The sequence below is a fragment of the Burkholderia sp. Z1 genome (genome assembly GCF_014893795.1).
GTDB classification, from domain to species: Bacteria; Pseudomonadota; Gammaproteobacteria; order Burkholderiales; family Burkholderiaceae; genus Burkholderia; species Burkholderia theae.
In genome coordinates this window covers 1,130,380-1,149,596 of sequence record NZ_JACFYL010000002.1, presented here as the reverse complement: position 1 = coordinate 1,149,596, position 19,217 = coordinate 1,130,380, and the positions used below count along the sequence as shown (strand labels likewise).

Genomic DNA, 19,217 nt, shown 5'->3' with positions numbered 1-19,217 from the left:
GAGCGATCGAGGCGGTTTTTTTATTCAAGCTGTCGACTATGTGTGCCCCGCACGCCGGAACTGTCGCGCGTCAAATCTCGATGGATGAGCGTGACTCCGGTGGCACAAAGCGAAACCATCATGAATCCCATCAAACTGAAGATCTGTCCGATCATGGCTCTCGTCGTTTCGGGCATGAGCGCAACAAGCGCATTCGCGGCGGGCCCTGCCATTCAGGGCGGCGGTTCGTCACTTGTCTTATCGGCGCTCGGCGCCACGTCACCTGCCTACGGCGAGTTCGGCCTATTCGGTTCGACCGAAGGCGCATTTACGTACTATCCGGTCGGCTCGGCTTACGGCCAACAAGCATTCCTGAACAACCAGCCGATATTTCTAGGCTCAGGCGTCACTGGTACGGTTCACTTCACGAACAACGACGCAGTGCTGACGCGGGCTCAGGTTACGGCGTACTACAACACGGGCCTTGGCACCACCGACGGCCCGCTGATCCAGATCCCCTACGTCGTCACGGCGGTCGCAGTGCCGATCGTCAACGGTCCAATCGTGACAAGCGCAACTACACCGCAAACGACGCCGGGGCAAGCACACAGCATCGCACTCAATGACGACGATCTGTGCGGGATCTTCTCGGGATGGATCACCGATCTGGCTCAATTGATCAACCCCGAAACCCGAGCGCCCTACACCATGCGCCATGCTCCGATCACAGTCGTCTACCGTGCGGACAGCAACGGTACGACCGAACTGTTGACTCGCCATCTCGCTGCAGTCTGCACCCGTGCGAATACTGCGCGAGGTGTCGCATTCGTTGACTCGTTGACGTTTGCAAACACGATGGCATTCCCGAGCGGTTTGCCGTCGAACTTCATCGCGGCCTGGGGTGGAGGTGGGGTCCGTTACTCGCTCACGTCGCTGGCATCGGCAGGTACTGCCGCCATCGCATATCTCAGTCCGGACCACACAAATACGTACCTCGCGTCGCAAAGCTCTGTCGTGACGTCTTCGGGTGCACTGCAACTTCCGGTTGCCAGCCTGTACAACACAACCGATGCAACCTACTACGCGCCGACCTATTCGAACGCGACAAAGGCTCTCAGCCAGATCCCGGCGCCTGCAGATCCGACTGATCCGATTGCGTGGGCACCGTTTTCCGGGTCAACGTACAACGCTCTGGCAAACCCGTTGTCGGGTTATCCGATTTCTGGCATGAGTCAAATCATCTTGAGCCAGTGCTATGCCGATCCCGCAGTAGCCACCGCCATTCATGACTTTCTGAACAACCACTATACGAATGCCAGCTACGCCTCGGTCATACGTGGCAATGGCCTCGATACGGTTCCATCAAATTTCCAAACAGCGATCGTGTCAAACTTTCTGAGCAACACAAGCGGAAACTTCCTCGATATCGGTAATTCGAGCCTTTGCGGCCCATCAAGCGGCCTCTTTCCCGGTCGTTAAACTCGCCTCCTGACGATATATCGTTGGATAGACCGCCTTAAGCACTCAAGGCGGTCCAGCGTACATTTTCAATCAATAGTCTCGGGTCGTTTGATCCACGGTATTTCATGAGATACAGCGCGCTAGCGGATGCCGAAGCGTGCCAGCACCCGTACCGGACAACCTCGCCATACCTCAGACACGCCTCGGAACATCACTCAGAACCTGTTGAGCCTCCCCAACTCCTCCTTGCTGAGCAACGTCTTCTGCGTCGGCCCCGCTGCGCCGAACCCCAGCAGCGAAACCGCATTCGACGAATCGTAGCCAACCTGTTCCGACCTGCGCCGCTTCGGCCCGCCATCCGGACCGTTATCTCCGAAGCCCTCGACCTGCACGCTGATCGTCCAGCGGCGCGGTGCGACGCCTGACGCATTGTTCCTCGCAACGTCCTGCGCGACCTGACTCGCCGCCGATGCCGCGGAGCTTGCAGCCGTCAATGCGCCCGTGTTCACCGCCTGTACGAGCGGAATGCCGGTCGCCTTCCCCGTCACCTGAATGTTGTCCGCATTCACCACTCGCAATGCCGCGACATTCAGGTTGCCCGCACGAATGCCGGCATCGCCCGCATCGACGGTCCCGCGCGGCGCGATCAGGTTGACCGTGCCTTTCGGCGCCCCCGGAATGCTCTGCAGCGTCGCGATACCCGCTCCCGTCACCTGCCCGCGTGAGTCGACCGTACAGTAATGGTTCGCATCGCATACATACTGCGGCGCCGGCGTATCGGCCGACGTCTTTGCGCCCTTGCCCGCGTTGATGTCGCCGTTCGAGCTCCAGATCGTCATGTCACCGCCCTGCTCGGTGAAGATCCGGCTCTGCGCAAGCAGCACACTCTGGTCGGTAAAGATATCGACGTTGCCTTTTTCGAGCGTCAGGATCCCCATCGTGCCCGGGCCTGCCACCACGTTTCCGCTGGCGTCCACGATCTGCGGCGGCGCCGTCGTGCTGCCGACGAGTGCCTGCCCGCCCGGCCCGAGGATCGTCACATTGCCGCCTTGCTGCGTCTGGATCGTCGTGCTGCGGATATCGAGATCGCCCGTGGCGACCTGCTTGTTCGAGCCATTCGAACCGCCACCCAGATTGTTCGCCGTGTAGCCGAACGAAGCCGGGAACAGCGTATTAATCGCCTGATAACCTCTCGCATACTGGCCGCTGTATCGGCTCGCCGGATCATTGAAGTCGGCACCGACTTGCGCGAGCACGCCGAACAGCACCTTTTCCGCGAAGAGCTGCTGTACGTATGACGGCAACGCCTGGAATTGCTTCCAAGCGTCGTCGGCCGTCAACCGTCCAACCTTCGCCAGCGCGGCGTCCTTGTCCGCCTGCAAGCCCGTATCGACGCCAAGCCCCGCGTCGTACTGCTCCATGAACGCGATCAATGCAGGCGTTGCGCTCGGCACGCCGGCAACCGAACTGCCCGGTGCGATATAGGTCGAGACGAACCCCGGCAGATCGACGCCTGGGCCTACACCAAACAGCACATTGACGTTCGCGCTTTCATGCGGCAGGTTCGGATTGTTTGCGTTGCCGACTGCGTCGATGCCCGTGAACGGGTGCGTGATTCCAACCGTGTTGGCTTTCTGGTTATACAACTCGGCCTGGCTCGTCAGCGGGCCGATATTGCGTCCGGCCTGAATATCGAACCAACCCGGCCCACCAAGCGACAGAACCGGAACTGCGCCGCCTCCGTTGAGCGGAACCGGCGTGTCGAAAATGTCCCGACCGGCAACGATTCGCGTCACGTCCGAACTGCGCAAATTTTGCCCCCAGAACGCAAGGTTCACGATGTCCTGTCCGGCCTGCACGAGCGCCGGCTTATCGATCGAAAGTGTGACTAGATTCCGATAGAAACCGTCACTCACGCCGGGAGTATCGACAGTGCCGTTGACGATGCTTCCGTTCAGGCTGTAAAGGCGCGCCGGCTGCATGTCGTCGCCGTGAAGTGCATTTAGCGCATGTGCCGCGAGCGTCGTATCCGTCAACACCGGGATATTCGCCGTCAGTTTCGGGTTAGTCGGCGAAGGCATCTGCGATGGATCGGCGTCGGATAAACCGAACGTATTGGGCAAAGCAACGTTGGTTCGCGTGATCGATACGTTGGAAAGGTACACCGACTGATCTGCGACCAAATTCAGTTGCCCCACTGCCGACGGAAAGAGTGCCCCTCCGGATTGGATATCGATCGCTCCGTTGAACGCGGTCAGATTCACGCTAGCGGGCAGCACGCCGTTCGCACCAGTCAACATGCCTCCGAGCGTACCGAGCCGGACGTCGCCGGTCGTGGATAGCACATTGACTGCAGAAGTGGGCGAATAACTCTGGTTGTCAGGATACTGACCGTAACTGGAAAGATTGACGACACTAGTCGGCTGCCCGGCGCTCGGCGTATAGCTGCTCGCATAAGACGGATTCAGTACCGCACCGACATCCACACCTTGGCGCGCGGCAACATCGAATATCCCGTCCTGTGTAGCAAGCACGGTAGACACCGCGATCGGCGTTCGCCCGACCGTCCATGATGTTGCAGAAATATCCGACCCAATGCTCCCTCCAGCCGATAGCGCCCCCGTTCCCTTCGCAACGAAGTAGTCACCGCTCAAAATGTCCCCGCCCGCCCGCACCGTCAGATTTCCGCCGCCGACCGTGACCGGTTTGCCGCCTCCATTCAGGTACCACGTGGTCGGCAACGACACGGCGAGGTCCGAAATATTGCCACCGGCACTGATCGATACGTTGCCACCGACGCTCATCACGCCTTGATCGAATGCACCGAAATCGATCGAGGTCCGGGTCAACGGGGCAAGGACAAAAAATCCGTCTGACGTTTTCGCTCCAGTGATCTGCATCCACTGCCACCAGTACTGGCTGATGCTGTTTCCGGCCCCTCCCGTTACCGCTCCGGTCGTATCGATCACGTTCTGCATGCCGGTGATGTCGCCTTGGGCATGAATCGTGATGTCGCCCGCCGAATCGGGATTCACTGCCGGCGTGACCAGAACGTCCTGTGTGCCGCCCGCTCCATGCGCAATCGCGGTCGCGGCGCCGACCGGCGGCGCTCCCGCTGCAGGTGCGCCGGCCGTATAGATCACGCCAGGAATGATCAAGGTGGACGAATCGGCAACCTTCGTCGCGTCGAACAAGGACACGTCGTTGCCGGCCACGACGTCGATCGAGCCCGTACCGGTACGGATCGTCACCGGTTCGACGAGTGTCAATCCGTTGCTGTCGACATAGCTGGCATGTCCGCTCAGCATCACATTGCCGGTACCGGCCGGCCGACCCCCTGCATTCGTAAGCATTGAAACGGGTTGCAACGCGAACGGGTTCGAACTCTGCACGTCAGCGCCGGACACGACCCGATACGAGGAGCTTTCACCACCGAGCAACGTCGCAAATGCTACCGGCAACGGGTTGTTTGCGGTCGGCACGTTTGCTGCCGTATTGCCTGGTAACACGCCGATATTGACGACACCCGAATCCGGCACCGATCCCGGTGCGATTGGGGCATAGAACAGGTTGTACGCAAATCGCGGAGGCCCGATCACGCTCGATTGCCGATTACCAAAATAATCCGCATAAGCAAGCATGTAGCTTGCGTATTTGGCCAAGTATGCATTCTGTTCGGACAATGGCGCGTTTGCCGCGAGGCTGGTCGGCGGAGTCGGCGCAGCAGGGGTACCGAAACGGGTGACCGTCACGCGGTTGTACCCGTTCATATAAGAGCCGGGTGCAGAAGCAACGGTGAGGTCTGCACCCCAGTACGCGGTCAGATAGTCCGTGTAGGTCGCAAAATTGGCAAGCGCCGGCGGGGGCTTAACCGACGGCTTGACCGGTAAAATGTGTCCGATATAAGCCGACGCCGAGTCCGGTGATGTCCACGCTTCAATATCCTTTTGCCACGCTCCGGTATATGACAGATATGCCGAGTAGTAGCCGGCAGTCTGCCCCAACAACGGCGAGGCAAGTGTTGCATTCGGATCGAGCGACGTCAGGCTCGCCGTATCTCCATTCGTAAAAGTCACCGTCACCTGCGTCGGGTCATCAATCGACACAAGCTGATCGAACTTCTGCTTTGAGTCCGTATAAGTGCCGGTCGCAGTAGCAGGCCCCGACCCGCCGAGAATCGACGCCACCTGGCTCTGATAGAACCCGTCCGAGATGCTTGCGTACGCATTGAAATCGTTCGCCGCGCGGAACGTCAGCGTCGGCGCGATCGTCGACCGATAGCGGAAATCGGGGGTGATGCTGCCGCTGTTGTTCGGCGCCCCCGCACCCAGGTTCCAGTTCGACACCACCGAAATATTGCCGCCGTTGACCGCCGTGCCCGGGTTGTCGAGCTCGATCCCCGGCACGACGTTGAAGTTCTGCAGCGACGCATTGGCGAACTGGCCGGCAACACCATCCGGACCATGCTGGACGAACGCCATCAGCGTGCCCGGCGACGTTCCGGTGCCGTTGGCCCGATACCCATAGAACGCGACATGATCGGCGTTCGCGGTCACCGGAGCGAAATACGCGCCCGTCAGGCCCGCAAAGCTGCTGCCGGAAATCCCGTTACGCAATTGATCCTCAGTCACCGCCGTCGACTGCCCGGTCGCGTTGTTGGTCAGCCTCCCGCCGCCCGCGCCACCCGGCGCGTAGCTGTACGTGACCGGCGTTTTGCCCGGCACCGTGAACGTACCGGCAAGCAGGTGGCCGCTGCCGTCGTACCAGCCGGCCGGATCGATGAGGCCGTCGAAATGCTGCGAACCGGTTGTCGCATCCGCCGAGCTCCACACCGCGTACGCTTCGACGGTCGTCTTGCGCGAACCATGCACGCCGGCGCCATCGAGCACGACGTTGACCGTGCCGTCCCGCAACAACGGTGCGCGGAAATTGACCGTACCGTCGAGCGTGCCGCCCGGCGTACCGCCGGACACGTCAATCGATGCGTTCGAACCGAGCCGGATCAATCCGGACTGCGCCGCGGACACGTTCTCGTAACCGTAAGTCGCGTTGTACGGATCGGGCGCGGTCGGATCGAACGTCGCGCTCGTGCCGATCACGACCTTGCCGCCGCGCTGGCTTGCATTGGTTGCCTTCGCGAGCAGCGAGCCCTCGATATCGACACCACTCTTGCCGAACAGGCTGATCTGCCCGCCAGCATTACCCGACGCATCGATCGTCCCCAGCACGTTCACGTTGCCGTTCGCCGTATCCGACGCATTGCCCGCGCCGCCATCGGCCGTCAGCGACACCGAACGCGCAGTCAGCGCATTACCGGCCGACAGCGTCAGGTTGCCCGATTTCGTATGAACGGCAATCGACTGGTTCACGCCGCTCGATGCGAGCGTCTTCGCCAGCGAATCCAGATCCGTTGCACCCGCCGTGTCGAGCGACAGCGACCCGCCTGCATAGCCGTTCGTCGCGCCGCCCTTGATCGTACCGTTGAGGTTCACGATCTGCTTCGGCGCGGACAGCGTCAGGCTGCCCGCCGCGCCGCCGCCCTTCGCGCCAGAGAAATCGAGTGTCGCGCCCGGTTGCACATCGACCGTCCCCGCATCGGCGGTCAGGACGATCGAACCGGCCGGCGCGTATCGCGTCACGTCGAAGAACTGCTTCGACACGCCCGCGGAACTGACCGTAGAACCACTGCCGATCGTCAGGTTGCCGGTGGTCGCCTCGAGGCTCACGTTACCGGCCGGTGCGGCGATCGTCGCGCCGTTGTCGGCGAGCGTGCCGCCAACGAAATGCCATGCGCCACCCACCGGCGTTTTCGTCAACGCGGTGCCCGCTGCGCCGTTCAGCGTCAGTGCGCCGATCGTCTTCACGGTCGACGCGGAACTCGTATCGGCGAAATACACCGGTGCATTGAGCGTCACCGGCAGCGCACCGAAGTCGAACGTCCCCGTGCCTTGCCCGACGATGCCGCCACTCGCGGTCAGGTTCGCCGACGAGAATCCGCTCAACGTCTTCGTGCCCGTGCCGAAGTCGATCTCCTTCGCGTTGACCGTCAGCGTGCCGTTACCCGGCACGACCGTGCCATTAGGCGCACCCGTCTCGTTCGTGAACGCGATCTGCTGCCCGTTCAGCGTCACGCGGCCGCCATCGCTCGTGAACGTGCCCGCGCTCAGGTCGACGCTCTTGCCGAACGTCGCGTTCACGTCGCCAACGAAACCCATCGCGCCGTAGCTGCGTAGCGAAACGAGATCCGCGTTGGCGAGCTGCGCGAGCCCCGCCTGATCGATCACGAAGCCCGGCAGGTTCGCCGCGGCCGCGCCAGTCGCATTGGTGAACGTGATCGCCGAACCGTCCGCCGTGATCGCCTTCGCCGACAGCACCGCGCTCGGGTCAACCTTCAGATTGCCCGACGAGTCGAGCATCAGCGCTTGGCCACCCGACAGCGTCGCGCCTGCGCCAACCGTCAGCAGCCCCGTACCGGTGCCGCCCGTGCGCGCGAGCGGCGCCATCGCGCCGTTCGACACGCGCAGCAGCGCGCCGTCGCCAGCGATCGTGATCGGTTGATCCTTCGCAGCCGGATAGTCGCCTGCCGCCACGATCGATGCGCCTGCGTCGACGCGCAAGCCGTTCGCCGCGTTCGGGTCCGTACCGCTCGCATCGGTCTTCGTCACGAGCAGGATTTCCGGGCCCTTCAGTGACGCGTTCCCGTCGTTCGACACCACCACGCTGTTCGCGATCGGCGTGATCGTCACACCCTTCGCCGTCGCAGCACGCGTGCCGCCGATCAGCAGGCTGCCTGCGTTCAGCGAATCGAGCGCATCACCGCCGATCTGCAGATAACCGGGCAGCACCCCGCTGCCGTTGCCGGTGATCTGAATGTCCTGCGACGCGATGTCGACCTCGGCCGGTGCGCCACCCGCACCCGCCGCCGCGTTCAGCGTCGCGCCGAGCGTGAGCGCCTTCGTCGCGGCCAGCACGAGCTGGCCGCCGTCCACCGGCAGCGGCGGCGTCACGTTGCCCTGCTTCGCGGCCTGAGCGGTGAAGAAGGTATTCGCGCCTTTCAGCGTGTACTGCGAGTACTGCTGCCATACCGCGCCCGACTGCACGTTGAACAGCGTCGGTGTCGCGCTGCGCCCGCCCGTCACCGCATCGGCGAAGTACCCGGCCGTCATGACAGTGCCGTCCGGCAGCACCTGCGATGCGCCCGGCACGACGTTGCCGGTCGTCGCCGACACCGTCACGCGGTATGCGCCCGGCAGCGTCGCGTACTTGCCCGGCAGCAGCGTGTAATAGCCAGCCGCAAGGCCCGGCACGCCGGACAGGTACACGGCCTTGCCGATCGCGTCGTTCATCCCGGCCTGGCCGACGCCGAGCGTCACGGTCTTCGTTGTCGGCGTACCGTTGCTGGCGATGTCCGGCTGCACCGTCTGCGCGAACAGCGGATCGTACGCAGCAACCGGCGATTGCGCGCCCGGCACGATTGCGTAGACGTTCCCGGCACCCGCATTGACCGGCACCGCCGTCGCGCCCTTGCCGCCCGCATAGCTCACGTTGTATTGCGACAGCACGTCGCGCGTGCCGCCCGTGCCCGGCACCCATTCGGCTGCCTGCAGGTCGCCGCCGCCGGACAGGTCGATCGTCGCGCCCTTGTTGAGCGCGACACTGGTGCCGTTCACGCCGATGTACTTGGCGGGCGGTGCATTCAGGTCGGACACACTCGTGCCCGCGAGCGGATTGAACTGCCATTCGACGCCGTCGATCGTCGTGCCATAAGGAATGATCGATCCGCCGTTCGAAACCGACGTTACGCTGCCGTTCGCGAACGTCACCGAATCGGTCGCAACGAGCGGCAGATTGCCGAACTGCTTCTGCGTCGCTGCGTTCGTCGGGTCACCGACACCGAACACGAGCGTGCCCGACGGCGCCCGCACGGTGCCGCCCTGCACGATGTTGGTTGCATCGACGAGCAGCGTGCCGCCCGCCGACAGCGGTGTGCCGGACGAGCCGGTCGTTCCGAAGGTCACGGTAGTCGGCGCGGGCTTGCCCGTCACCGGGTCGACGGGACCGACCGCATCGACGATGAACGTGCTGCCGGTGGCCGGATACAGGTTCGCCGCGTTGAACGTCACGTTGCCGGGTGTATACAGCATGCCCGGCGAAAGCAGATTGCCCGACTGATTGGTCGAGCTCAGACGGATGTCGCCGCTGCTGTTGAAATTCGCCTGGCCGAAGTTGTTGAGCTGGAACTGGTTGCGCAGATCGACGAACGACGCGTTCACGTTCAACGTCGCATCGGAGCGCGTCGCGACGGGCGTGAATGCAGGTGTCGATGCGGGCGCCGTCGGACCGACCAGCGCGACATAAGGCGCGTTGATCACCACCGTCGTGCCGAGCGGATGGGCAGGCGGTTGCGCGAGCAGGTCCGCGAACACCGAACTGCCGCCTGCCGGCTTGGCCGGCGTCGACAGCAGCGTCGAAAGCTGATCCATCCCGATCGCCGCGATCCGGCCGGAATTCAGCGTCACGGATTCGGGGAGTGTCAGGTTGACGTTGCCGGCGAACGCGATCGGCGGCACGGCGAACGTCGATGGCGTACTGTCGCCCAGCACGAGATTCGCGATTCCCGAATCGTTCAGGCGATCGGCGGCAAACTGGATCACACCGGTCGGCTGGCCGATCGGTTGTCCGGTGGTCGGATCGATCGCGGTCGAGAAATCCTGGCCGGGTGCGAACCCGGCAGGAACGAGCGTTCCGCTCTGCCGTACGACGAGCGCCGTTGCACCGGCCGACCCGTCGTTCAGATGCGGCAGGATCGACAAGGTGCCGCCGCGCGCCTGCGACGCTCCGCCGTGGCCAGCCAGAGTCCCATCCGCGAAGAGACCGTATGCGGCCGACAGCGTGATCGATCCGGCATCGCTCCACACGGGCTGCGACGCATAGGTGCCGTTCGCCTGCAACCGGTCGAAGTTCGACGATGTGCCCGACACATCGATCTTCGAGCCGGCTTGCGCAACCACGTAGCCCGAATCGCTCGACAACGTCACCGATCCGCCCGGCAGAACCTTGCCGGTATTCGGCACGATCGTCGTTCCGCCGACCTTGACCGGCGCGGCAAGCGGATTGGCAAGCGCGACACCCGACACGTCGAGCGTCGCACCGGACCCGAGCCAGACGGAACGGCTGTTGCTCGGTGCGAACACATTGAGTTGGCCAGGCTGGGCAGTCATGGTCCCGGTATCGGCGCTCAGCATGATCGACCCGCCAGGCGCGACCACCGCGCCGAGCACGGTCACCTGCTTCGGCGACGCGAGCGTGACGCTCGCACCGGCGTCCGCATTGATCGACGCACCCGCGGCCAGCGTGACCGCACCCGTCACGCCCGAATACGACGGCGGCGGGCCGTCTGGCGTGCTGAGCCACACGCCGTAGTTCCCGCCCGTCAACACGAGGTTCGTCGGTTGCCGGTGATATGAGTCGAGCTGACCGATCGTCGTCAGACCGCAAGCCGACAGATTCGTCCCCGAGCCGGCCTGCTGGAGCGCCAACGCATCCGGAATGCGATTCAACTGCGTCAATGCGACCGTTGCACCCGGGGCGATGGTCGAGTCGTAGTACGCGTTCAGCACGTACTTGCCGAAGCCCTGTTGCGAGAAAAAGTTTTCAGGCAGATACACGTCCCATGGCGACGCTGCCGCGCGGTCTCCGCCGATCCGGAAGCCGAGCGCCTCCAGCGTCAGCGTGCCGCCCCCCGAGAAACCTTCGCTCAGGATCGTACCGCCCATCGCGATCGTTCCCGCCGTGGGTTGTGAAGTCGGCAAGGCCGAACCGCTGTCACGCGTATGACCGAACTGCTGTGTCGACTGCGGAGCGGCATACGTCTGCAGCGCGACGCTTCCCCCGCGCCCGGCCGGCACGCCGTTCTGCATCAGCAACTGGCCGTTCGCGAGCATTTCACCGCCGCTCGACACATCGAGCACACTGCCCGGTTGCAGCAGGATCGAACCCGTCGTGTCCACGTTGCCGCCGTTCACAACGGTCGATCCCTGCGTCGCCGACAGCGCAATGCTCCCGCCGTTGATGAACTGGCTGTTGCCGGGCGTCGTGCCAGGCGCGGCCTGCACGTCGTTGTTCACCCATTGGCCAGCCGCGCTGATCGCGCCCTGCGGCCCGACGACAACATTGCCGCCGCTCGTGATCGAAATCGAACCGGAGGGTGCGGACAGTCGCCCCGCGACATTCACGTCGGCACCGATCGCCGTGCTGTTGAGCGAGATCGACCCGCCCGGCTGCAGGTTCAGTTGCGTACCCTGTGCGACCGTGATGCCCTTGCCCGCGTTCTTGTCCTCCGACACGTTCAGGTTCGCGAAACCGCCGTTGTTCAGCTTCTTGACGGGCACGACCTGCGTCGTCGGCAGGTTGTTCGGATCGTTGGCGGCCAGCGACTGGTACGCGGTCTTGTCGATCGGCGTACCGATCGAGAAACCCGGCATCAGCGCGCCGAGTTGCGGCGCATCATCCTGCAGGATCGCGAAGCCCGAGATGCCGTTGAACGTGCTTGTCGGGTTGGCGCCAACGTTCCATGTCATCCCGGCCAGCACCCCGCCGGCCAGCTTCGGATCGGCGCCGAGGTTGAACGTGCCGCCCGACGGCAGGCTGTTGCCCTGCATCTGCTTCGCGCCGCCGAACGCCTGCGCGCTGATGTCGCCGTCGAGCACCAGCGCCTGCGACGCGAACAGGTCGAGCGTGCCCGCATTGCCGCCGACGATGTAGTCGGACTGGTAAGTGCCGCCCGTCTGCAGCGGGTTGAACCAAGATTTCGTCACGCCCCAGCGCGGGTGATTCTCAACGAACTGCCCGGCGATGCCGACGTAACGCTCATAGGGGCTCGCCTGTCCGATCGGCACGATCGCACCGTTGGCGTCGACGAGCCGCGTCGTGTTGACCATCCCGCCGTTGTAATGCACATACCCGCCGTTCAGGTTCATCGACGAACCGGTCGCGGTCATCACCTCGTTGCCGGACAGCGTGATCGTGCCGCCGTTGGTCAGCAGTTGATCGACGGTGCGCGGAATCAGGTTCACGTAACCCGACAGGTTCAGGATCGGGCTGCCGACCCACTGCACGCCGTCGCTGCGCGTGCCCGTCAGCGTGCTGTCGACGACGACGCCCTTCAACCCGAACAGGAAGCTGTTGCGCAGCAGCGGCGAATCCGCCAGTTCGTTCTGGCCGATCCGGTCGACCGTCACGAGCGTCTGCGAGATCGGCGCCTGCACGTTTGCGAGCCCCGACACGTCGATCGTCGCGCCGTCATCTACGTAGATGCGGCCCGGCACCGCGGTTTGGCCCGGCACCTTGTTCGACACGATCGACGGTGCGTAGGCCGTCACCGACACGTTCGAGCCCGGCGCCTCGATCAGCGAGCCGCCCTGGAACCACACGGAACCGGCCGTCATCGTGATGCCGCCCGGCGTGAACGTCGTGCCGGGTGTCGACGTCGCGGTCTGGCCGTTGTTGTCCGGCAGCACGGTCGTCACCGATCCCGGCCCGAAGCTCAGCAACCCGGCACGATTGATGTTGTCGCCGCCACCTGTACCGCCCGTGACCGGGGTCGTACCTGTATACGGATTGCCCAGCGGATTGTTCGACGCGAACTCGTCCGCCGTCGAAATCGTGATCGTGCCCGGCGTGTTCACGCTCGTCGTCACGCCGACCACACCGTTCTGCGCGACGCGGCTGCCGAGCAGGTTCACGTTGCCGCGCGCGGCTTGCACGATACCCGTGTTCGTCAGCGTGCCGGCGGGCGTCACGTCGATCGACGCGCCGGTGGCCGGATCGACCGTCACGATCTGCCCGCTCAACTCCGGCAGCAGGACTTGCGGATTGCCCGTCGCTCCAGTTGCGTTGGGCCGCAGGCTGACCCCCACGCCCGCGGCGAGCACGACCTGCCCGGACGTCGCCGAGATACTGCCCGCATTCGACACGTTCGGCGCCGCAACCAGCACGAAGCCGCCATCGCTTGCCGTGCCGTTGGTGTGCGTCGTGATCGATGCACCTTGCTCGATCGTGACGTCGCCCGGCGCCTGATACGCGCCAGTCAGCGACACCTTGTTGCCGAGGCCCAGCACTTCGTTCGGATTGCCCGACCCCGTCACCCCGTTCGAACTCCCCGACTCCGGATAAGCGAGCCCACCCGTCGTCCCCGCCGGCATGCTCAAGAACTGCTGATTGCTCGCGACGATACCCGCCGGCGTCGGCACGAGCTGATTCTTCATATCGAGCAGGTTCAACGACGACGCAACCAGCGAATGCACATTGACCTGCGACCCCGCACCGAACAGCACGCCGTTCCGGTTGATCACATACACGGCCCCTTGCGCGGTGATGTTGCCGAGAATCTGGCTCGGCCGCCCGCTCGGGTCGTTGATCCGGTTCAGCACGGCCCAGTTGTTCGCGCCGTTCGTCTGCGTGCCGGCCGACTGGTCGAAGTTCAGCGTCGTCTGCCGGCCGACGTTCATCGTCTCCCACGTCAGCACCGCGTTCTGCCCGGTCTGCTTGACGTCGACGTTCACGTGCCCGTTCGCGTCGACGTTCTGCGTCGGCGCGTTCGCGTTGAACCACAACACGGGATTGCTGGTATCGCTCGTCGCGCCGGCCGCCACCTGCAACCCGCCCGGCGCGAGCCCATTCGGCACGGTCGACGGCAGCTTCGCGGCCGCCGCGGCCGCGTTCTGCTGCGCGGCGATCTGCGCGGCAATCGCATGCGCGGCATAACCGAGGTTGCGGATCGACGGCTGGCTCGCCTGCTGCGCCTGCTGCGGCGACACGCCGAGATTCGGCATGCCCGGCGCGCCACCGGCGCCGCCCGCACCACCGCCCGATGCGCGCGCGGTCGCCGCGCCGAGGTTCATGATGCCGGCCGCCTGCGCGTGCGCGGACACGCCCGCCAGCAGCATCAGGGCCACGGCCCGGACCAGCGGCCGCAGTTCCGATTTCAGGACCGGGCGCGAACCCGTCGCGTCAGGTTGTCGTGCCGTGCGTGCGCGTGCTGCCATTCTTCACCCCGAATCCTATGAAATTGCGCTTGACGACGATCGCGCCGAAAGCGGCGCCGATCCGTTGTCGCGCTTCGTCGTTGCGCCCGGGCCCGAACCCGGACGCTGGAATCACAAGAACATACGAAGGCCCGATGGCAGTGGCGTGGCGGGTGTTACGGACCATTCCGGCCGCACGTGAAAGGTCCGTAGCTTTTGTCACAGTCGGCCGGTCACGCCGTTTCGCGGTGCGCACGGATGCGGTCCGCCAATGCTTGCGCCACGCGTTCGACCAGCGCCGGCCAGTCGCCGGGCCGCTGCTGCCGGAACAGCGTCGCGCCCGGATACCACGGGCTGTCGGCGCGTTCGAGCAGCCAGCGCCAGTCCGGCACGCGCGGCAGCAACACCCACACGGGGCGCCCGAGCGCACCGGCCAGATGCACGACCGACGTATCGACCGCGATCACGAGATCCAGCGTGTCGACAAGCGCGGCCGTTTCCGCGAAATCCTTCAGCTCCGCCTCGAACGACAGCACGCCGCTTGCCGCGAACGCTTCGGCATCGCGCGTGCGCACCCCGACCTGCACGCTCACGAAAGTCGCATCGAGCGCGACGAGCGGCGCGAGCGCGGCGAACGTCATCGACCGGTTTTCGTCGTTGGCGTGATCCGGATTGCCCGACCACGCGAGCCCTACCCGCAAGCGTCGCGCCGGCGCGGTCGCATCGAGCCGCTCGATCCACGCAGCGCGCCGCCGCGGTTCGGCACGCAGATACGGCACGTCGGCCGGTACCGTGTCGAGCGTCGTACGGAACGCGAACGGCAGGCTCATCATCGGGCAATGGAGATCGAACGCCGGCGCCGGCTGCCCGTCGGCGACGACGCGGCTCACGCCGCGCAGCGTGCCGAGCAGGTCGGCCAGCGCGGCCGGCGCATCGATCAGCACGGTCGCACCGCGCTCGTGCGCGAGGCTCGCGTAGCGGCAGAACTGCAATGTGTCGCCGAACCCCTGCTCCGCATGCAGCAGCAACGTACGGCCCGCAAGCGGTTCGTCGCCCGTCCATTGCGGGCGGTCCGCATGACGCCGGTGCAGCATCACATCGGCGGCATCCCAGCGTGCTTCGTGCTGCCGCCAGCCGGCATTGAAGTCGCCCATCACCAACCGGCAGAACGCCTCGGACCGGCGCGCGACGCCGTGATTCGGATCGCGCACGCAGGCAAGCGCGAAATCGGCAAGTGCGGCGTCGTAGTCGCCGAGCTGCTGGCGCGCGACCGCGCGGGTGTAGATCTCCTGCGCCGTCCGGCCTTGCGCGCCGGCCGCCGCCGCGTAACTCGCGAGCGCATCGTCGTAGCGGCCGAGCAGTTGCTGGGCGATCGCACGATTGCACAGCACTTCCGCGTGCGGGCCGCGCGCTTCGAGCGCACGGTCGTAATGCACGAGCGCTTCGTCGTACGCGCCGAACGCGCGCAGCGCGCCGGCCCGATTGCGCAGCGCGTCGAAATCCGCCGGCGCGCGCGCGAGGGCTTCGCCGTACGCGTGCGCGGCCTCCTCATGGCGCCGCAGCCCGAGCAGCGCGTTGCCGCGGCCGACCCACGCGCCGACGTTGTCGCGGTCGCGCGCAAGCAGCCGGTCGCTGCGCTTCAGCAACTCGTCGCGCAGATGCAGCAGATCGAGCGCGACACAGCTCACGAACAGCAGTTGCGTATCGTCCGGCAGACGCGCGAGCGCTTCGTCGAGACACGCCAGCGCCTCGGCCGGGCGGCCCAGCTCGATCAGCGTGTAGCTGCACGCATAAACGAGATCCGGCGTCTTGCCGCGCACGACCATCGCGAGCTGGAAGCAATGCAGTGCCTCGTCGCCGCGACCCAGCGCGCGCAATGCATGGCCGCGTTCGGCGAGCGCGGCCGGATCGTCCGGATCGATCCGCAGCGCACGTTCGATGCTGATCAGCGCGTCGGCCGGCCGATTGAGCGCGCGCAATGCCTCGCCGCGCCGGACCCACGTCAACGTGCGGCCCGGCTCGCGCGTCAGCGCGAGATCGTAGGCGCCGACCGCTTCGCCATGCCGGCCGAGCGCGTGCAGCGCGTCGCCGCGCGCCGCCTGCGCGGGCGCATGACCGGGATCGCGCGCGAGCGCCTGTGCGGCCGTCTCGAGCGCTTCACGATGACGGCCCGTACCTGTCAGCGCCGCCGCATGATTCGCGAAATTCCACGGCTGGTTCAGCCCGGACTGCATCGACCGTGCGATCAGCGGCTCCGCGCGCGCGGGATCGCCGCGCTGGAGATGCACGAACCCGAGCAGATGCAGCGCCTCGACATGGTCGGGCATCATCGCCAGCACGCCCTCGTAAAGCCTGCCCGCCCCCGCGAAATCGCGCTGCTCGAGCCTTGCGCGCGCATTGCGCAGCGCATCGTCGACGGCGGCCCGCAGCGGCGCGGCACCCGCGCCATACGCCGGTGCCTGCGCCGTGCTCATCGCAGCGCTCCCGTCACCAGCGCCGGCAACGCGTCGCGAATCCGCTCGACGACCGGCGCCCACTGGCCGCCCTCCGGCTGGCGGAACAGTCGCGCGCCCGGATACCACGGGCTGTCGTCGCGATCGAGCAACCAGCGGAAGTCGGGTGTGTGCGGCAGCATCACCGCAAGCGGCCGGCCGAGCGCACCGGCCAGGTGCGCGACCGACGTATCGACGCTGATCACCGCATCCATCGCGTCGATCAGCGCGGCCGTTTCGGCGAAATCCGTCAGTTCGTCGCCGACGAAGCGGATCGCGCTCATGTCGAGCGCCGCACGGTCCTCGTCGCGGATCACCTTCTGCAGGCTGATCCATTCGTAGCGATCGTCGAGCAGCGGCAGCAAGTCGGCGAGCGTGATCGAGCGGTTGCGGTCGTTCAGGTGCAGCGGGTTGCCGGCCCACACGAGGCCGATACGCGGCCGGTCGGCCGCGCCCAGGCGCGCACGCCAGCGCTCGACGCGCACGGGATCGGCGCGCAGGTACGGCGCACCCGCCGGAATCGACGACAGATCGGTGCGGAATTCGAGCGGCAGGCTCAACAGCGGGCAATGCAGGTCGAACGGCGGCAGCGGGTCGCCGCGCGCGACGAGCACGTCGACACCGTCGAGCGTCGCGAACAGTGCCTTCAGCTCGACGGGCGCCTCGAGCACGACGCGTGCGCCGAGCGCCTTCACGAGCGGCACGTAACGGCAGAACTGCAGCGTGTCGCCGAGCCCCTGCTCCGGATACAGCAGGATCGTCTGCCCGTCGAGCGGCATCCCGTGCGTCCAGCGCGGCTGCGCGAAATCGCGCCGGCTGCCGTCGAGCTGGCTGTCGCGCCAGCGCCATTCGTATTCGGCCCAGCCGGCCGCGAAGTCGCCGATGGACAGGCACAGGAACGCGCGCATGCAGTGCGCGTGCGCGTAGTCGGGATCGATGTCGATCGCTTCCGCATACGCGTGCAACGCATCCTCGTGCCGCCGCAGCGCGGACAATGCGCTGCCGCGATGAAAATGCGCGAACTTGTCGCGCGGCGTCGCGACGATCACGCGCGCGAGATCGTCGAGCGCGTCGTCGTAACGATGCGTTTCGAGCCGGACGCGCGCACGCGTGAACGACGCGGGCGCGTAGTGCGGATCGATCGCCAGCGCACGATCGCACATGTCGTGCGCGTCGTCGTGACGGTCGACCCGCATCAACGCGCTCGCGTAGTTGCACAGCACGCCCGTGCTGCCCGGTTCGGCATCGACCGCGCGCGCATAGCTGTCGACCGCATCCGCATAACGGCCCAGGTGGCTCGCCGCATTGCCGCGATTGGCGAGTGCACGCGCATGGCGCGGATCGATCGCGATCGCACGGTCGCAACGGATCAGCGCTTCATCGTGTCGGCCGAGCTGTTCGAGCGCGACCGAACTGTTGAAGATCGCGTCGATGAACGCGGGGCTCGCCGCAATCGCCGCATTGAAATCCGCCAGCGCGTGTTCGGGGTCGTACAGGTCGAGATACGCGACGCCGCGCAGGAACAGCGCATCGGCACTGCCCGGCCGCAGCGCGAGCGCGTGGCCATAACTGTCCGCCGCGTCGCGGTAGCGGCCGAGTTCACGCAAAGCGAGCCCGCGCCCGCGCATCGCGTCGAACGTGCGGCCCGCGAGCGCGATCGCGCGGTCGCAGTCGGCGAGTGCGTCATCGAAGCGGCCGAGCGCGCGCAGCATGTCGCTGCGTTTCACGTAACCGTCGGCGAAACCGGGCGTCAGTTCGAGCAGGCGATCGTAGACCGCGCGCGCCTCGTCGTACCGCGCGAGTTGCGCGAGCAGGCCGGCCCGCTGGAACAGCACGCGCTGATGCACCGGATTGATCGCGAGCGCCTCGTCGAGGCGCGCAAGCGCATCGTGCTCGCGCCCGAGCCCGGCCAGCACCGCCGAGTAGTTCGCCAGCGCGAGCGGCACCGGCTGACGCTCGACCGAGCGCCGCATCAACGGCTCGGCATCGTCGAGACGTCCCTGCTGGAAACGCACCGCGCCGAGCAGGTGCAACGCCTCCGGATGCTCGGGATCGAGCGCCAGCAGTTCCGCATACGCGTTCTCCGCATGCTGCAGCGCGCCCTCGTGATGCGCCTTGCGCGCACGCACGAGCAGCCGTTCGAGCTGCGCGGTGTCGGGCGGACGGCAATCCGGCGCGACCGGCGCGCTCGCAAAGGACGTCCCTTCCCCGTTTGGTGTCATCGTGTGGCCCCCACTGGTCGCTGTTCGTATCGCGAATT

The 19,217-nt window shown here is 65.6% G+C and carries 4 protein-coding genes; 1 reads left to right on the top strand and 3 read right to left on the bottom strand.

Annotated elements, in window-relative coordinates:
- The first annotated feature begins 120 nt into the window (after positions 1 to 120).
- A complete protein-coding gene (locus H3H55_RS22170; protein WP_193100216.1) occupies positions 121 to 1,458 on the top strand; it encodes a substrate-binding domain-containing protein in 1,338 nt (445 codons plus the stop codon).
- Between the two features lie 197 nt (positions 1,459 to 1,655).
- Here the strand turns inward: H3H55_RS22170 and H3H55_RS22165 are convergent, their stop codons facing one another.
- From H3H55_RS22165 to H3H55_RS22155, 3 genes are all read right to left on the bottom strand, one after another.
- Positions 1,656 to 14,387, bottom strand: coding sequence for a filamentous haemagglutinin family protein (locus tag H3H55_RS22165; RefSeq protein ID WP_226800527.1), 12,732 nt, complete (start codon positions 14,385 to 14,387; stop codon positions 1,656 to 1,658).
- A gap of 311 nt (positions 14,388 to 14,698) precedes the next feature.
- On the bottom strand, positions 14,699 to 16,939 hold the full coding sequence (locus tag H3H55_RS22160; protein ID WP_193100214.1) for a tetratricopeptide repeat protein: 2,241 nt from the start codon (positions 16,937 to 16,939) through the stop codon (positions 14,699 to 14,701).
- The gene (locus H3H55_RS22155; RefSeq protein WP_193100213.1) at positions 16,936 to 19,179 is read right to left on the bottom strand and encodes a tetratricopeptide repeat protein; all 2,244 of its coding nucleotides are present in this window, start codon (positions 19,177 to 19,179) and stop codon (positions 16,936 to 16,938) included. The genes H3H55_RS22160 and H3H55_RS22155 overlap by 4 nt, the downstream gene beginning before the upstream one ends.
- Positions 19,180 to 19,217: the final 38 nt, after the last annotated feature.

Excerpts from the sequence above, each read along its gene's own strand:
- H3H55_RS22170 (WP_193100216.1), top strand. The coding sequence starts at position 121 with ATGAATCCCATCAAACTGAAGATCTGTCCGATCATGGCTCTCGTCGTT.
- H3H55_RS22165 (WP_226800527.1), bottom strand. The coding sequence starts at position 14,387 with ATGCTGCTGGCGGGCGTGTCCGCGCACGCGCAGGCGGCCGGCATCATG.
- H3H55_RS22160 (WP_193100214.1), bottom strand. The coding sequence starts at position 16,939 with ATGAGCACGGCGCAGGCACCGGCGTATGGCGCGGGTGCCGCGCCGCTG.
- H3H55_RS22155 (WP_193100213.1), bottom strand. The coding sequence starts at position 19,179 with ATGACACCAAACGGGGAAGGGACGTCCTTTGCGAGCGCGCCGGTCGCG.